Source organism: Halomonas sp. PAMB 3232, from assembly GCF_031954225.1.
Taxonomy (GTDB): domain Bacteria; phylum Pseudomonadota; class Gammaproteobacteria; order Pseudomonadales; family Halomonadaceae; genus Vreelandella.
Map to the genome: position 1 here is coordinate 1927566 of NZ_CP134865.1, position 16351 is coordinate 1943916.

General features: G+C 61.9%; 14 protein-coding genes. 5 read left to right on the top strand and 9 right to left on the bottom strand.

Annotated elements, in window-relative coordinates:
* The first annotated feature begins 20 nt into the window (after positions 1 to 20).
* Positions 21 to 614 (top strand): GNAT family N-acetyltransferase, encoded by a 594-nt coding sequence (locus RN346_RS08835; RefSeq protein ID WP_311957926.1) that lies wholly within the window; start codon positions 21 to 23, stop codon positions 612 to 614.
* Between the two features lie 4 nt (positions 615 to 618).
* Here the strand turns inward: RN346_RS08835 and RN346_RS08840 are convergent, their stop codons facing one another.
* Positions 619 to 1878 carry an AarF/ABC1/UbiB kinase family protein gene (locus RN346_RS08840; protein ID WP_311960914.1) on the bottom strand — a complete coding sequence of 420 codons (1260 nt, stop codon included), beginning with the start codon at positions 1876 to 1878 and terminating at the stop codon, positions 619 to 621.
* 111 nt (positions 1879 to 1989) lie between these two features.
* On the opposite strand from RN346_RS08840, the gene RN346_RS08845 reads away from it, so the two are divergent.
* Positions 1990 to 3930 (top strand): DNA topoisomerase III, encoded by a 1941-nt coding sequence (locus RN346_RS08845; protein WP_311960915.1) that lies wholly within the window; start codon positions 1990 to 1992, stop codon positions 3928 to 3930.
* Between the two features lie 202 nt (positions 3931 to 4132).
* Here the strand turns inward: RN346_RS08845 and RN346_RS08850 are convergent, their stop codons facing one another.
* A complete protein-coding gene (locus RN346_RS08850; RefSeq protein ID WP_311960916.1) occupies positions 4133 to 5458 on the bottom strand; it encodes a DUF945 family protein in 1326 nt (441 codons plus the stop codon).
* A 390-nt stretch (positions 5459 to 5848) separates the two neighbouring features.
* Here RN346_RS08850 and RN346_RS08855 point away from each other — a divergent pair, with 390 nt between their 5' ends.
* Positions 5849 to 7279: a YfcC family protein gene (locus RN346_RS08855; protein WP_311960917.1), complete on the top strand. Its 1431-nt coding sequence runs from the start codon at positions 5849 to 5851 to the stop codon at positions 7277 to 7279.
* A 16-nt stretch (positions 7280 to 7295) separates the two neighbouring features.
* Here the strand turns inward: RN346_RS08855 and RN346_RS08860 are convergent, their stop codons facing one another.
* Positions 7296 to 8231 carry a LysR family transcriptional regulator gene (locus tag RN346_RS08860; RefSeq protein WP_311960918.1) on the bottom strand — a complete coding sequence of 312 codons (936 nt, stop codon included), beginning with the start codon at positions 8229 to 8231 and terminating at the stop codon, positions 7296 to 7298.
* A 168-nt stretch (positions 8232 to 8399) separates the two neighbouring features.
* Between RN346_RS08860 and RN346_RS08865 the strand changes: the two genes are divergently transcribed.
* Complete coding sequence (locus tag RN346_RS08865) at positions 8400 to 9833, top strand: M20 family metallopeptidase (protein ID WP_311960919.1); 1434 nt, start codon at positions 8400 to 8402, stop codon at positions 9831 to 9833.
* A gap of 99 nt (positions 9834 to 9932) precedes the next feature.
* Here the strand turns inward: RN346_RS08865 and RN346_RS08870 are convergent, their stop codons facing one another.
* From RN346_RS08870 to RN346_RS08895, 6 genes are all read right to left on the bottom strand, one after another.
* Entirely contained in the window at positions 9933 to 10556 is a 624-nt protein-coding gene (locus RN346_RS08870; protein ID WP_311957933.1) for an NUDIX hydrolase, read from the bottom strand.
* A 25-nt stretch (positions 10557 to 10581) separates the two neighbouring features.
* Positions 10582 to 10821 (bottom strand): hypothetical protein, encoded by a 240-nt coding sequence (locus tag RN346_RS08875; protein ID WP_311960920.1) that lies wholly within the window; start codon positions 10819 to 10821, stop codon positions 10582 to 10584.
* A gap of 70 nt (positions 10822 to 10891) precedes the next feature.
* Positions 10892 to 12190, bottom strand: coding sequence for a S8 family serine peptidase (locus tag RN346_RS08880; protein ID WP_311960921.1), 1299 nt, complete (start codon positions 12188 to 12190; stop codon positions 10892 to 10894).
* 143 nt (positions 12191 to 12333) lie between these two features.
* Complete coding sequence (locus RN346_RS08885) at positions 12334 to 13107, bottom strand: M48 family metallopeptidase (RefSeq protein WP_409335799.1); 774 nt, start codon at positions 13105 to 13107, stop codon at positions 12334 to 12336.
* Positions 13108 to 13151: 44 nt separating this feature from the next.
* Complete coding sequence (locus tag RN346_RS08890; RefSeq protein WP_311960922.1) at positions 13152 to 14189, bottom strand: hypothetical protein; 1038 nt, start codon at positions 14187 to 14189, stop codon at positions 13152 to 13154.
* Positions 14190 to 14393: 204 nt separating this feature from the next.
* Entirely contained in the window at positions 14394 to 14762 is a 369-nt protein-coding gene (locus RN346_RS08895; protein ID WP_311960923.1) for a DoxX family protein, read from the bottom strand.
* A gap of 101 nt (positions 14763 to 14863) precedes the next feature.
* Between RN346_RS08895 and RN346_RS08900 the strand changes: the two genes are divergently transcribed.
* A complete protein-coding gene (locus RN346_RS08900) occupies positions 14864 to 16249 on the top strand; it encodes a PAS domain-containing methyl-accepting chemotaxis protein (RefSeq protein WP_311960924.1) in 1386 nt (461 codons plus the stop codon).
* Positions 16250 to 16351: the final 102 nt, after the last annotated feature.

A 16351-nucleotide genomic window follows, 5' to 3' on the forward strand; every position in this document is an offset into this window, starting at 1 on the left:
TGACCATTTTCGGAGCCGCGATGACCACCGTTTCACTCGCCATCTGCCAGGGGCTGGCGATCACGCCGCACCTCGAAGCGCTCGCCCGCCTGCGCATTCGCGTTTTTGCCGATTACCCCTACCTGTACGACGGCGACCTGGCCTATGAGGCCGAGTATCTGGACCGCTACGCGCAGAACCCAATGAGCCTGTTCGTGCTTGCTTTCGATGGCCACACCCTGGTCGGCGCCTCCACGGGCCAACCGCTGGCCAATGAAGTCGCCGAATTCCGCGCCCCTTTCGAAGCCGCAGGCATCGACCCGGCCGGGGTGTTCTACTACGGAGAGTCGGTACTGCTGCACGAATACCGAGGTCAGGGGCTTGGCAAGGCGTTCATGGCCGAACGCGAAAAGCACGCCAGGGCTCAAGGGTTCGATACCGCGGCCTTCTGTGCCGTGGAGCGCTCCCCCCACCACCCGGCCAAACCCGAGGGCTACCAGCCGCTGCACGGCTTTTGGGAGCGCCTTGGCTATCGCCGCCAGGCCTCGCTTGCCGCGCGCTTTGCCTGGAAGGATATCGGCGAGCGTGAAGAGACCGAGAAGCCGCTTGTGTTCTGGCTCAAGGCGCTGGACTAACGGCTTACCGCTCGGGCGGCGCGAAGCCGGCCCAATCCAGAAGCGGCGTGACGCGCGCGTGCATATCAAGGCGCGCCTCCAGGCGCACCAAATTCCAATAGTGGCCGTTGAGCGCCCGCGACAGCAGCAGCGTATCCGCCGGCGGCTGCAGCCGATCCATCGCGCCCCATACCTTGGGCGAAAGCTCACGCAGGCGCCGATGCACGCGCACATCGCCGAAGTCCTGCTCGCCGGGCGCGAACAGCGGGGCCACGCACTCGGCGGCTTCGTGGTAAAGCGTCAGCGGCGCGCCCTGGCCCTGGCGGCCGCCCATCTCGCGCATCGCCTCGTCCATGGCCATCGCATCCTTCTCAAGCGTTGCCTTTAACAGCGCCATCATCGCCATGAGCCGATCTTCAGGTACCGGAATCACCGCGCCGAAATCGTAAATGATCAGCCGTCCCTGGGCGTCGGCGGCGAAATTACCGGCGTGGGGGTCGGCGTGCAGCTCGCCAAAGGTGAAAAGCTCCTCGGTGATCCAGTCCGCCAGCGTCTGCGCTACCTTTTGGCGCGTGGCATCCTCCATGCTTTCGAGTTCACGCAGCGGCGTGCCGCCAACGAAGCGCATGGCGAGCACGTGGGTACCGGAAAGCGCCATCAGCGGCTCGGGTATGACCAGCCGCGGATCGTGGGCATAGCGCGCCCGGTAGCGCGCGAGCGCTCGGGCCTCGGCCTGATAGTCGAGCTCATCGCGAAGCCCGGCGGCGAGCTCCTCGAACATCGCATCCAGCCGCGCCTGGGGCACCTTGAACCAGCGCCCCAGGCGCATGATGCGCCTAAGCTGCGCCAGGTCGCTTTCGAGCACCGCTGAAAGGCCCGGGTACTGAACCTTGAGCACGACGGTTTCGCCATCGCGGGTGATGGCCTTGTGCACCTGCCCCATGGAGGCGCTGGCGAAGGGGCGCTCTTCGATCTCGCGAAAATGGGTGTCCAGGTCGTCGTACTGCAGCACCAGCGCTTCACGAATGCGCGGCCAGGGCATCGGCTCGGCCTGGCGCTGCAGGCGGGCAAGCTCCTCGGCAAGGTCCGGCGGCAACAGATCGTCCCACTGCGACATCATCTGCGCCATCTTCATGGCCGGGCCCTTGAGTTCCGAGAGGCCCTCGAACAGTGCCTCGCCCAGCGCGCGCCAATCCGCCTGGCCGCCCAGCCGGGTCTTCAGCATCGCCCCGCCGGTGCGGGCGCCAAGGCCCATCAAACGCCGTGTTCGTCCGCGATCGCGCATCGGTTTTCCTCATTGGTCAATGTGTCCAAGCGTGCTTTCCGCGCGCTGCGCCTTATTCATCCCCTCTGTTACCATAGGCGCAATTTCACGACTCGTTAAGGTAACGCCGGCATGCGCTTGATTATCGCCGAAAAACCCAGCCTGGCCCGGGCCATCGCCGATGCACTGCCGGGCAGTGGCCAGCGCCTGGACGGCGCCATCGCCTGCGGCGACACCACCGTGACCTGGTGTTTGGGCCATCTTCTCGAGCAGGCCGCCCCAGAAGTGTATGACCCCGCCGACAAGCAGTGGCGCCTGGACCGGCTGCCGATCGTCCCTGGCACCTGGAAACTGGCGCCGCGCGCCAAGGCCCGCGGCCAGCTCGCCGTGATCCGCAAGCTGATCAAGCAGGCAAGCGAAGTCGTGCACGCCGGCGATCCGGACCGCGAAGGCCAGCTTCTGGTGCAGGAGGTGATCGAGTACCTGAACTACCGCGGGCCGGTATCGCGCCTTTTAATCAGCGACCTGAACCGCCCGGCGGTGGCTCGCGCGCTCTCGAGACTCAAGAGCAACGCCGAGTTCCAGCCGCTCTTTCAGGCTGCCCAGGCACGCTCCCGGGCGGACTGGCTTTACGGGATCAACCTGACCCGCGCCTGGACGCTCACCGGCCGTCAGGCAGGTCACAACGGCGTGCTTTCCGTGGGCCGTGTACAGACGCCGGTGCTCGGGCTGATCGTGCGCCGCGACAACGCCATTCGCGACTTTGCGCCCTACCCGTTCTACCCGCTCTGGGTGGATCTCCAGGTGGCACAAGGCCAGCTTCGTGCCTGGTGGGTACCCGGCGAGCGCCAACCGCTGGACGACCAGGGCCGGCTACTCGAGCGCGCCCCGGCGGATACGCTGGCAGCAAAACTCCCCGGCGCCGAGGGCCGGCTTGCCAAACTCGAACAAAGCGAGAAGCGCCAGAACGCGCCGCTGCCCTACTCGCTCTCGGCCCTTCAGGTTGACGCCGCGCGCCGCTTTGGGCTCTCCGCGCAGACGGTGCTCGACGTGTGCCAGCGCCTTTACGAGCAGCACAAACTGATCACCTACCCGCGCTCGGACTGTCGCTACCTGCCCGAAGAGCATCTGCCGCTCGCTCAAAAGAGCTTGGCGGGTGCCTGTCGAAACGATGAAACGCTCGCCGGGTGGCTTGCCGGCGCGGATTTTTCGCTGCGCTCGAAAGCCTGGAACGACAAGCAGGTCGGCGCTCACCACGCCCTGGCCCCAACGGGCAAGCCCGCCGACTTCTCGGCGCTTTCCAACATCGACGGCCAGGTGTTTCGCCTGATCGTGCGCAACGTGATGGCGCAATTTTATCCGGTGCTGAGAACCTTCGAGGTCAAGGCGGAGTTTCACCTCTTGAACGAGACCTTTCGCGCCCGGGGTCAGAGCGTGCTCGCCCCCGGCTGGAAGCCGCTATTCACCACCAAAGAGGACGCGCCGCCGCTGCCGCCGCTGATCCAAAACGAGCCCTGCCGGGCGCTGAATGCCGGCGTGGAGGAGAAAGAGACTCGCCCGCCGGAGCCTTTTACGGACGCCAGCCTGATCAAGGCAATGATGAATATCGGGCGCTACGTGGAGGATCCTGAGGTGCGCCGCACGCTTCGCGACACCGATGGCCTGGGCACCGAGGCGACCCGCGCCGGCATCATCGAAACGCTGGTGCAGCGCGGCTATCTCGTGCGCAAGCAAAAGGCACTGCGCGCAACCCGCTTGGGCACCGCGCTGATCAGCGCCCTACCCAACGCGGTGAGCACACCGGAGCGCACCGCGCTTTGGGAGCAGCGGCTAAGCGCCATCGCCGAGCAAAGCGACAGCGCCCCCGCCTTTCAACAGGCGCTGATCGAAGACCTGCACGGGCTCTTGAAGCAAAGCGACGCTGGCCGGCTGCGTTCGAGCCTGCAAACGGCCCAGGGCGAAACCGCCGCCCCGGTAAAACGCACGACAAGAACGCGAAAGAGCGGCACGGGATCGAAAAGTACGCCTCGGCGTAAAAGCACCACCGCCAGAAAGACGACCCGTAAATCCTGATACCGATTTCTGACGCTAAATAAAACTCGATTTTCTGAATATTCCATCAAGTTGGCTAGTGTTTTTTAGCCAACCTAAGATAACGGTATAAAAAGGTCGCCGAGCTCAACGCTAAAGGACTTGGGCACGATGCCCCCCACCGGCGATACAGGTCTCATCGCAGCGGGGGCCAACGGGGTAAACAGCGGCGGGAATGGCCCCCCTAAAACAGCGTCTCCCCGTTGAGGGTCAGTTGGCCCTGCTCCCACTTGAGCGTTTGTTGCTCACGCTCGGCGTCGATCAAAAAGCGTGCCATCAGCGGAAGCTCATCCATCACCGCTTCCGGCGGGGTGACCATGCTGGCCTCGAAATGGACGCGCTCACTTAAGTAGGCGTTGGCCTGGGCTTCGCTCATGGGGGCATTTTGAGGTGTGATGAGCTCGCGTGCCGGCGTATCGGTATGGCGGGCGAGACTAAAAAGCGCCTCTCTCGAGAGATTCTCACCGTCGAAGCCCATGTCGATCTTCAGCTGCGGTTTAAAATCGAGATTAAGCGCCGGCACGACGATATGGGCCTCCAGCGGGTCGATACTGACTGCGGGGCTGCTGGCCAACACCGTGTAGCCGTTGTCGATTGCTTGAGTCAGCGACTCGCGGTAGCGCGCCTCGTCGAAGCTTGCCGGGTCTCGCTCGCGACGATAGTTCTGGGCACTCAGCATGGCAAAAGCTTCGTTATAGTCCTGAAACGCTTGCATGTCCCAGCGCTCGGCGGCGATCTCCATCGATAGGCTGCCCATCGATGTCCCGTCAACGCCGACATCTGCCACTTTGAAGGTGCCGGCTTGATCGACCCGCCGGGGGTTGTCGTCGAGTTCGGCGGAGGGCTGCGTCAGGGCATCAAACACGACGTCGTCCAAATAGATGTTGAGCCCTTGGGTCGCAATTTCTGCGCGGGGAAGCTCGAGTCGCTGCACCACCTCGCTGCCTTCATCGCCGCGGGTATCCATTTCGAAACGCGGCGTGGTGAGGCGCACGACCGAGCCATCGACGTAGGTAAACCCGAGTGCCTCGATGCGCGTATCGACGTGCCAGCGTGTGTCGTCCTCGATATCGAGCGCCATGACCACGCCGGTGGCCTCGCCGTCGAACTCCTTGAAGCCCAGCGTATCGGCGGTGAGCTGGCCTTCGGCCCCGCTCCAGGAGGCGACCATATCGATGTCGATATCGCCTTCGAAAAGTGCCTCATTCGGGTGCAGAGTGCCGGTCACCGGGCTTTTGAGCACACCGTGATCCACGTGCAGATCGAGCGCGGCGGTGGCGTCTTCGAAACCGACGGCGCCGAGCGTGGCACGCGCGTTGGTTTCGAAAAGCGAGCGGTCGATCTCGATGTCCGTGACGCGCCAGCCAGGCGAGGCGTCGATACGCTCGAACGCCTGGTTCAGCGATTTTTCCACTTCATTGCCCACGATCGCCTGAGCGCCGAGATAGCCCCCCGCGCCCACCACGACCACGGCGCCCACGATCACCAGCGCTTTCGAACTAACGGCCATGCCGCGCTCCTTCTATAGGGTTTAAAAGAACAGGGGTTAAAAAAACGGTTTAAAAAGCCGTCGAGCTTAATTTAATAATGATTATTGTTTCAATAAAAAATCAGCGGCGCTCATCCGACGGGCGCCATTAGCTTGCTCAAAACAGAAAGGCGCTTTGATAAATACACAATTGCCGCCGTTTGGCTTCCCTGGTAGTTTGATTTCGATAACGACCTGAAGGGTTTTCCGCTGTTTGCACGGGCCGCCGGGTAACGTCACTAAAAGCGGCCGCCGCCTCTTGTTGATCGCGAGCTCGTTTTAAACGTTGCCGCGCCCGCCTGCCGCTAGTGATGACAAACCCCACCCGCACGCTTTCTCACTAAAACCATAACGCTCAAAGCGGAGAGAACGATGAAAGAGACGCCGAATTCTATCGAGGCGGACGCGCAGCCGGTGAAGAAAAAGCGCGCCATGCCGGATGTATTCATTATCCTGTTCGGTTTCATGGTGCTGGTACTGATCGCGTCCTACATCGTGCCCGCCGGCACCTACGAACGAACGGTCGAAAACGGGCTGACCCAGGTCGATACCGAGAGCTTTCGCTATATCACCGGGGATTCGCTCAGCGTAATGGACCTTTTTACCGCCATGCACAACGGGCTGGTGGCGGCGTCGACGCTGGTATTTCTGATTTTGATCGTGGGCGGCGTGCTCAAGGTCATCGAAACCACCGGGGCGATCAGCGCCGGTATTCACCGTTTGATCGCGATGGCCAAAGGCCGCCAGAACGTGCTGATCTGGATCTTTTGTGGCACGTTCGCCACGCTCGCCTCGGTGGGCGTGGGCGCGAACCTGGCGATCGCGTTCATTCCCATCGGGCTCTTTTTGGCGCGTTCGATGAAGCTCGACCCGGTGGTGGGCGTCGCCATCATCTTTTTGGGCTCCTACGCGGGCTTTGGCGCAGGCGTGTTCGACCCCACCGTGACGGTGACCGGGCAAACCATCGCCGAGCTTCCGCTGTTTTCCGGCTTTGTCTACCGCGGCGCCATCTTTGTGGTGTTTTTGGGAATCACCGCCGCTTACATCTGCCGCTACGCTAAACGCATCAAGCAGGATCCGACGGCCAGCGTCATGGGAGCCGAGGCCTTCGCAGATGCTCAGGCTGGCCGAGAGCCGGACGAGATCACGGCCTTTACCCTGACCCACAAGCTGGTGCTTGGACTGTTCGTCTTTGGTTTCGGGCTCTTTATCTTTGGCGCGTTCAACTACGGCTGGAGCATACCGCAGCTCTCCGCCACTTTTTTGATGATGGGCGTGGCGACGGCCTGCATCGCGAGAATTTCGCCCAACGACTTCATCAAGCGGCTGATGAGTGGCGCGGGTGATGTACTTTACGGGGCGCTGGTGGTCGGCGTGGCAGCCGCGGTGATCGTGCTGCTGCGCCAGGCACAGCTGATCGATACCATCGTGCACAGCGTGGCCACCTCGCTCGATGGCCACGGCAAGGTAATGGCCATGGAACTTCTGTACGGCTTCAACCTGCTGTTCAACGGGCTGATTACCTCGGGTACCGGTCAGGCAGCCATCGTCATGCCGATCATGGTGCCGATCGGGGACATGCTCGAAGTGACGCGCCAGGCCACCTTCATCACCTTCAAGCTCGGCGATGCGGTGACCAATATCGTTACCCCGCTTTCCGGTACGCTGATGGCGTGTCTGGCCATCGCCCGGGTCTCGTACGTGGAGTGGTTCAGGTTCGTGCTGCCGCTGGTGCTGCTCTGGATCGTCACCGGTGCGCTCTTCGTCGGCGTGGCCGTGGCGATCAACTACGGTCCTTTCTAGGGCTTGAGGGCTTTGATCACTTACCGCCTTCGCCCTTTCCGGCGAAGGCGGTTTTTTCTGCCTCGCTCAGCGCTGCGCTGAGCGCGTCCAAAAACCGTTCGGTGTGCTCGGGCAAAAGGCGATCCGCCATCACCTGCACCTGCAGGCTGCGCTGGGCCAGTTGAGGCTCCTTGAACGGAATGTGAACAAGCCCTGCCTGTTGCACGCGCCCACTGACCGACATCGCGCTGCAAAGACCCACCATGTTCGAATGCTCGCTGACCGCGGTGTACGTCACGCCCAACGTGTTACAGGTGATGCGCGGGTGAAGCGTTACACCGGAGAGGCTGCACGCCACGTCGAACAGATAACGCACCGTCGACCCGGTGTCCGACACGGTCAGAGGGTAGTCGGCTAGATCCTTCATCTCCAGCGCCTCAACAACCGCCAGCGGGTGATCGCTTCTCATCAGTGCGCCGATCGCGGCGCTGTAGCTCGACACCACCTGCACGCCGATATCCACCGACAGGCTGAACGTCAGCGCGATATCAACGCTACCCTGTTTGACGAGCTCAGAGGCACGAGCGGACTCGACGACCTCGATATCGAAACCGATTTCCGGATGATCGATAACAAAGCGGGCAATGACGCTGGGCAGACAGTGCCAGGCCATGCCGTCCGGGCAGGCCACGCGGATGGTCTGGCGCTGCCGGGCCGTTGCCCCGCGCATCTGCTCGACCACGCTGTCGAGCTCCAGCTGGTTGCGAAGCGCATAGGCCTGAAGCAGTCTGCCCGCCTCGGTCAGCACCATACCCCGCGGCTGACGGTTGAACAGCTTGAGCTCCAGACGCTGCTCCAGATTGGTGATTTGACGGCTGACCGCCGACACCGCCACGTGAAGCTCCCCCGCCGCCGCCGACAGCGAGCCGGTTCTCGCCACACTTTGAAAGTACCGCAAGTTGAGTTCCTGCATGGCGATCCTCGGGTGTCCCGTTGCAAGGCAGTCGCAGTAGAAAGCGCGCCAGACCGGCGCTCTTTGTTTGCAAAAAATAGAAAGCTCAATTGATATTTTATTGATTGCCGCAAATCAGGGCAAACGATACGCTCAAACCATTCACTTTAACCGCACGACGAGGGCTTCATGACGACCGCGACCGCAACCGCGCACGCCAACCGACAACACGCCATCGACCTGGCGCTTGAAACGCTCTCCAGCGGCGAGTTTTACGACACATTGGCACGCCGCGTTGCCCTGCGCACGGTGAGCCAGGACGCGGAGTGCAGAGCAACGCTGTCGGCGTACCTGGACGATGAAATCGAGCCGCTGTTGGGCCGGCTTGGCTTCACCTGCCGGCGCATCCCCAACCCAAAAGAGGGCCTGCCGCCGCTTTTGATCGGTGAGCGTATCGAGGATGTGTCGTTGCCTACACTGCTGCTTTACGGCCACGGCGATGTCACCGATGGCCAGGAGAGTACCTGGAGTGACGGTATCGACCCCTGGACGCTCACCTTCATCGATGGCCGCGTGTACGGGCGCGGCACCGCGGACAACAAGGGTCAGCATAGCGTTAACCTCGCCGCCCTAGAAGCAGTGATCGAGGCGCGCGGCGGCACGCTTGGCTACAACGTCAAGATGCTGTTCGAAATGAGCGAAGAGATCGGCTCACCCGGGCTCGAAGAGACCTGCCGGCTCTACCGCGACGCGCTGTCATCGGATCTGTTTCTCGCCTCTGACGGCCCGCGCATTCGTGACGACATGCCCACCCTGTTTCTCGGCTCTCGCGGGGTGCTGCAGCTCAAGCTGACGCTTGATACCGGAAACGGCGGGCGCCATTCCGGCAATTGGGGCGGCGTGATCACTAACCCGGCGGCGGTACTGAGTAACGCTCTGGCCACGCTCGTCTCCCAGCACGGCGAAGTGCTGGTCGACTTTCTCAAGGCCCCGGCGATCAGTGAAGACGTCGCGCGGCTGATTCGCGACTTGCCGGTGGGCGGGGGCGCCCTGGACCCGACCATCAACCCGGCCTGGGGGGAGGCATCACTCACCGACGGCGAGCGGCTTTATGGTGCCAACACGCTCGAAATTCTGGGGCTTAGCGCCGGGCGCACCGACAAGCCCGTCGGCGCGGTACCTGAGCGCGCCGAGGCCGTGCTTCAGCTTCGCTTTGTCAAAGGCACCGATTGGCAGGCCGCCGAGACCAACCTGCGACAGCATCTGGACCGCCTGGGCTTCGAGGAGATCGCCCTCGAGATGCTGGGCGGCTACGCCGCGACCCGCCTGGACCCGAGCCACCCATGGGTCGGCTTTGTCGCCGCATCCGCCGAGCAAAGCCTCGACGGCCAGGTTCACATTCTACCCAATCTGGGCGGCACGATCCCCAATCACTGCTTTTCCGACGTGCTGGGCCTTCCCACGGTCTGGCTGCCCCACTCCTACCCGGCGTGCAATCAGCACGCCCCGAACGAGCACCTGCTGGAAAGCATCGTTCGGGAAGGGCTTGTCATGGCGGCGGGGCTATTCTGGGATTTGGGCGAGGCCCAAACGAAGATGGCGTTCAAGAAAGCCACCGTTTAGCGCCCTGAACAAGACCGCGCTCTGGGCAACCGGCGTAGCGGTAACGTTCAGGCCGATCAAAGGCGGTCATAAAAAAAAGCGCTGGCGCGGTCGCAGCGCTTAATCGCTATAGATCCCCGGCGCGTTGGAGGCCGCAAAAGCCCAGCACTCGTGAATATCGATGGGCAGCGTGCGGCCTTCGGAGAGCGGCGGCAGATCGTCGAGGGCGAAAAAGTCCGCGGCGTCGGTTTCGTTGTTGGCCACGAACGCGCCGCCTTCCAGCGTGCAAACGTAAAACAGCTTGTAGATGTGGTCCGGCGAGTAGTAGGCGTACGGGTGAAGGCTCCGGTCCTTGAGCATGGCGAGTCGCGGATGGCTTGCCCGGTAGCCGGACTCCTCAAAAATCTCCTTCAATACGCCTTCACTGGGGCTTTCGTTGATGTCCGCCCAGCCGCCGGGCAGCGTCCAAAGGCCATCCTTGATCTCCCGCACCAACAGCACCCGGCCGTGCTCATCGAACACTGCGCCGCGCACATCCACCTTGGGCGTGGCGTAGCCCTTGTCCGGAATGATCAGGTTTTCGATCTTCTCCACGGGTACGTCGCCCAGCACCGCGAACATTTGATTGGTCAGCGTTTCGAGCTGGCGGTAGCGCTCGAGCTCGTACTTGTTGGTCGTGTAGGTCTGGCCTGTTTGGGCGATGGAACGAAGCGACTTGGCAAAGGCGAGCCAATCGTGAGTCATTCTGAATGTCCTTGTATAGAGTGGCCTACCGGCGGGTGTCGGCATCCATTGAGCCGAGATCGAAAGGAATATCGGGGGCGATATCCTCCACGCCATCGATGTGTCTGAGGCGCTCGGCGGTGGCGCTATCGGCCTCCCCGGTAATACAGCCGATCTCCTCCATCAGCTCGCGCACGGCCAAGCCTTCTCGGCCAAGCCGGTCGGCGAGTTCACCGATCGAGCAGCCGCTGGCAACGGTGACGATCCAAAGCTCGATTCTTGCCACGATGACTCTCCGTTGATGGCCGGCGCAAGGCGCTGTTATTCAGGCGCCTTGCACCGGCGGTGGCCATGATTCAAGGCGCCTGAACCAGCCCGGCACCGACCTGCTCCTCGCTTAGAGGCAGCGATTGGGCCGACGCTATAAGCCGCTGCCACAGGCTCGCGCCGCGCAGCAAGGCGTCCGACTGCGCCCAGAGGGCGGCGCAACCGGCCACGTGGGGCGTGGCCATGCTGGTGCCACTGATGCTCTTGTAATTGACCGGCCGCGGCCAGGCGGAAAACACATCACGCCCGGGGGCGGCGATCTCGACCTTGCCCACGTTGGAAAAGTTCGAGCGCGCAAGGTTTGGGTCGAGCGAGCCGACCGAGAAGATGGTCGGCGAATTTGCCGGCGCCCCGGTCGGGGCATTGTCGTTGCCGGATGCCGCGATCACCAGACACCCTTTTTCGAGCGCCGCCGCGCCTGCCCGGGTGTAGGCCGTCTGTACCGGGCTTTGGCTACCCAGCGACATCGAAATCACCTCGCAGCGATTCGCCACCGCCCAGTTCATGCCGGCCAGTACGCTGCCGCCGGTGCTGCCGCCGGCGTTGGTCAGCACCTTGCCCGCGAAAATGGCCGCCTCGAACGCCACGCCATAGCCCGGCGTTTTGCCCGCGGCGTTTCGCGGGCCCGTCGCGGTGCCGATACAGTGGGTACCATGACCGTTCATGTCCTGCACCGGCTCACCGACAAACGAGCGGCTTTCGACCGCACGGCCAGTGAAATCCGGATGATTCAGATCCATGCCGGAGTCCAACACCGCCACCTTGATGCCCGCCCCGGTGAATCGGCTTTGGGCCACCTTACAGCGCGCAAGCCCCCAGGTAATATCGTTGTTGATCGGGGCGTCCTCATCGCACTCGGATCGATCTCCGCCCAGGTCTCGCGCGATGGCGTTGGCGGCACTCAGGAAACCGCGCAGGTACTCGGAGTTCTCCGCAAAGGCGAAGTACTCGGGCTCGATGATCTCGATGGCAGGGCATTTAAAGGCGTCGTCATGAATACTCATACCGCGACTTTCCAACGCATCACCGCCGATCAATACCACGCCAAGTTCCGGGAAGATCATCGCTTCGGCGTCGCCGGCCTCTTCCAGATTGACTGCCTGACCGTCGAAGTCCCGGGCATCCGCTACCCTGAACTGGCACGCTTTTAGCGCTTCGATGCCCTCATCGAGCATTCCGTCGCGAAAACTGATCAGATACCGCCCGGTTTCCAGACAGCCGCTGTCGCGCTCGACCGCGGCCATCAATAGCTGATGCGAGCCACAGGCGACGGAGCGAAGCGGCGCGGCACTGGGTGTGTGACTATTGGGGTGGGAATCGTTGGCCATCCTGGCACCTTCTGACTGAATCTATAGTGGGCATTCGAGCGGCCCGAACCGGCGTTACAGCGAACGCCAAGCCGCGCTGCTTTCAGCGTAACGCACTCACGCGGCTTCGCCAGCGCCGAGCGCCCGGCTGGCCGATACGTGCCTTAACCTGGGCACTGGGCGTGGGTTACCGACCGGTAAACGCGTTGGGTCGCTTCCTGCTGTTGCTCCAGCGCGCTAATACGTGATTGGTGTGCCGGGTGCGTGGAAAGAAGCTCCGGCGGCTGGTCGCCACCGGCTCTAGCCATGTTACGCCAAAGCGCAACGCTTTCACTCGGGTCGAACCCGGCACGAGCCATGATGATCAGCCCCATGCGGTCGGCCTCTTGCTCGTGCGTGCGGCTAAACGGCAGCGTAATTCCGAGCTGGGCCCCGATGCCCAGCGCCTGCATGAGCTGCTGCTGACCCAGCTCCCCTTCCCCGAGCATGCCCACCACCAAAAGCCCCGCCTTGATACCCAGCTCCTGCGTCAAACGCTCGTTGCCGTGATCGGCCAGCACGTGGGCGACCTCGTGAGCGATGACGGTGGCCAGCTGGCTCGGCGTCTCGGCCACGTTGAGCAAACCGCTGTGCACGCCGATACGTCCGCCGGGCAGCGCGAAGGCGTTGGGCGAGGCCTCCTCGAACACCACGACCTCCCAGCGGTCGGGAAACACGAGATCGGGGTAGCTGGCTTCGGCGCCCGCCACGACGTGGCGCGCTACGCACTGCACGAGCCGATTGGCCGACTCGTTCTGGCTCAAGCGATTGGTTTTTTGCAGCTGCTCGAAAGAGTCCTGCCCCATCTGCGCCATCAGGGTCTGCGGTACCAGCGCCAGCCGCGAGCGTCCGGTCGGCGTTTCATCGCAGCCGGCCAGTAGCACCACAATTGCCAGCAGCGGCGCGCCTAAAACGCACTTCCCAGACCAGCGGATGCGACACCTCACGTGAGTTGCAGCATGGTGTAGGGGGCTTCGCAGGCGTGGCGTTCATCGCGCTCATCGACGCTTCCCAGCCCCAAGTGGCGATCGTTGTCGTAGGCGACGAACAGTCGATCACGGTCCAGCACCGCGAGCCCCTCGGCCTTGTGCTCGAACTCAAGCGCCTCGCCGGAAGGCGTTGTCACCAGTGTCGGGGGCTTGCCCGCGTAGAACTCCTCGAGGCTCACGCTCCACAGATAGCCGCCAATGCGCTCCTGGCCCTGCTCTACCACTTCGAAACTGTTCAGCAGAAAAAGCCGCTGGTGGTAGGGGTCGTACTCCAGGCTCGAAAGACCGCAATCGAAGCGGACCGCCGGGTGTTGACCTGGCTCGAAAGCGTAGTATTCGCGCATGTTATCGGTGAACACCAGATTGGCGTTTTCATCGATTCGGTAGTGGGCACCAACGATGCGGCTCACGTAGCGAAAGTCATCGAAGGCCTGCCCCTGCTCGCGAATGCCGAACAGCAGAAGACCCTCATCCTGTTCACCGGGCACTGCCGCGAGCCCTTCGATCTTGTAGTAGGGAAAGCCGATGGCGTCGTTCAATTTAAGGCGAAGCTCGAGCGAGCCTTCGACCCCGTCGCGCGGGTCCGGGTCCACCGCCTGCACTTTTTCCGGCTGGCCCAGTGGCCAGATCAACAGGTGGTTATAGTCGTTCAGGTCGTGGCTTTCGCCGTCGATACGATCGAACCCCGTGGTGGCCAGCACATGTCGGCCGTCGGCGGTCAGCGACATGTCCTCGTACTTGATCGCACGCTTGATCAGCGGCGCGGTAAAGTACTCGAGCTGGCTATCGTCCGGGCCATTGTCGGTCATGGCAACGGAGAACACCGCCGAGCGCGTCTCGCCGGGAATCGGTTTGTCGCTGGCCAGAATCATGCGTTGGCCGTCAAAAAGCACGGCAGACACTTCCACATTGACAAGCGCTCCCTGCTCGTCGCGAAGCCCGGCGGGGAAGCAGTGAAGGGTACCTTGCTGCGATATGGTGGCGTGGGTCATCGCTCAACTCTTCCTAAAGGTAAAATCAGCAGGATAGCTCATTGGGCAGGTGCGTCGAGCGCACCCGCACGGCGCGGGACTTGCAGCCACGACAGGGAGCACATTCATGACGATGAAGTTCGTCGGGATATCGTTGGCACGTGCACAATACCTTCAAGGCTTTCCCCCACTTCAAAGCCCAACGCGCGACCCTGATCGCATTTCTCAGCGGGGCGCTTTGCGATGAATGGCCCACCAGACGAACGCGATCAGCAGCGCCTGAAGCGGCAAGCGAGCATAAAGAAGCCACACGGGAATGGAGGGAAACGCCTCGGGATGAAGCGCCATATGCACATTGGCCGGAAACACGGCCACCATCAGCGCTATCAGCCCCCAGCCCGCCAGCTTTCGAGTCGATGGAACCAGAATACCCACGGCGCCCAACAGCTCGAAGACACCGCTGATGAGCACCAGCTCCCGGTGAAAACCCAGATAGTCCGGCATGGCCAGAATGAAGAAATCGGTCAGGGCGAAGTGAGCGATACCGCCGATAAGAAAGAATAGAGCGATAAGGAGCAAAGGTATGGCGGGCATGAAAAAGCTCTGTGTTTTTTGCATACGCGATTGGATCATATGAGCACTTAATTAGCGGGACGCGTTCACCGAATAAAAAATCTGTCCAATACAGCATTGCGTTGAAGAAGCTAACGCTCAAGGGGCGGGCAGATCTGCCGATAGCTAGCGATATCGCTATCCGGAGTTTGCTGATGTTTAACCTTCGCCTCAAGAAAAAACCAAAAACTCAGCGTGGAGGAGTCGCAACGCTTCGTCAGATCCAGAACCAGATGGAGCGGGGAATGCTGTCCATCACGCTGGACGCTGACCTGCGTATTTCAGCGCTTAATCAAGGCTTTGCCAGTGCGCTGGGTTACAAGCGCGAGCAGTTGTTAGGCAAACCGTTAAAAGACTTTCTTCCGACGTACGTGACGGAGCTACCCTGCTTTCGAGCCTTTAATCAGGCCATCGCCGCGTTCGACCCCGTCAATGACAACTACCGCTACCTGCATGCCGACGGTTCGCTCGTCTGGCTGAATATCGACTGGCTGCCGATACGTAAAAGAAGCGGCAAGCTCTCTTTCGTTCAGGGCTACGGGCGCGAGGTCACTCAGAAAGTCGAAGGGGCCAAGGAGAGTGAGTCGTTCATTGCGGCGCTGCTTCGCTCCACCGCCGTGATCCAGTTCAACCTCGATGGCACCATCATTACTGCCAACGAGCAGTTTTTGCAGGCAACGGGCTACCGGCTGGAAAACATCGCCGGCCGCCACCACCGCATGTTCTGTCCCAGGGACGTAGTGGAATCGCCGGAGTACGCCGGCTTCTGGCAAAAGCTCAATAGCGGTGAATACGTGTCGGACCGCTTTAAACGGCTCGATAGCCGAGGCAATGAAGTTTGGCTGGAAGCCAGCTATAACCCGGTTTACAACGCCGATGGCCATCTCTGTAAAGTGGTGAAGTTTGCAAGCGTCGTCACCGACCAGGTGGCGCGAGAAACCCTGGTACGCGAAGGCGCCACCCTGGCGTTTGAAGTATCACAACAAACCGATATCAGCGCAAAGAAAGGCGCGAACGTCGTGCAGCAGACCGTCGACACCATGCGCCAAATTGCGGAGGAAATGCAGGCCGCGAACGGCAGTATCGAAGCGCTGAGCCAGCAGTCGGTACAGATAAACGCCATCGTCCAAACGATCAGCGGCATTGCGGTGCAGACCAACCTGTTGGCGATCAACGCCGCCATCGAAGCCGCGCGGGCCGGCGAACAGGGGCGCGGGTTCGCGGTCGTGGCCGACGCGGTACGAAAATTGGCAGCCAGCACCAGCGCCGCTACGGTGGAGATCGGCGGCGTGGTAGAAAAAAACCAGCGGTTGTCGGATGACGTCACGCGGCAGATGCTCAACACCCGAGAAGAAGCGGAGCAAGGGCTGGAGCTTGCAAGCCAGGCGGGCAGCGTCATTCTAGAAATTCAGGAAGGCGCCCAGCAGGTGGTGGATGCGATACAGCGTTTCTCCAACGACCTGAAGTAGCGATCAAAAGCCCCCAAGCGGCAGACGAACCAAAGTCCGCTGTTCGACCTCGTTTGCAGAAAGTGAACGCGCTATGGTGAAGGCACTATCGCAATGAAGTGT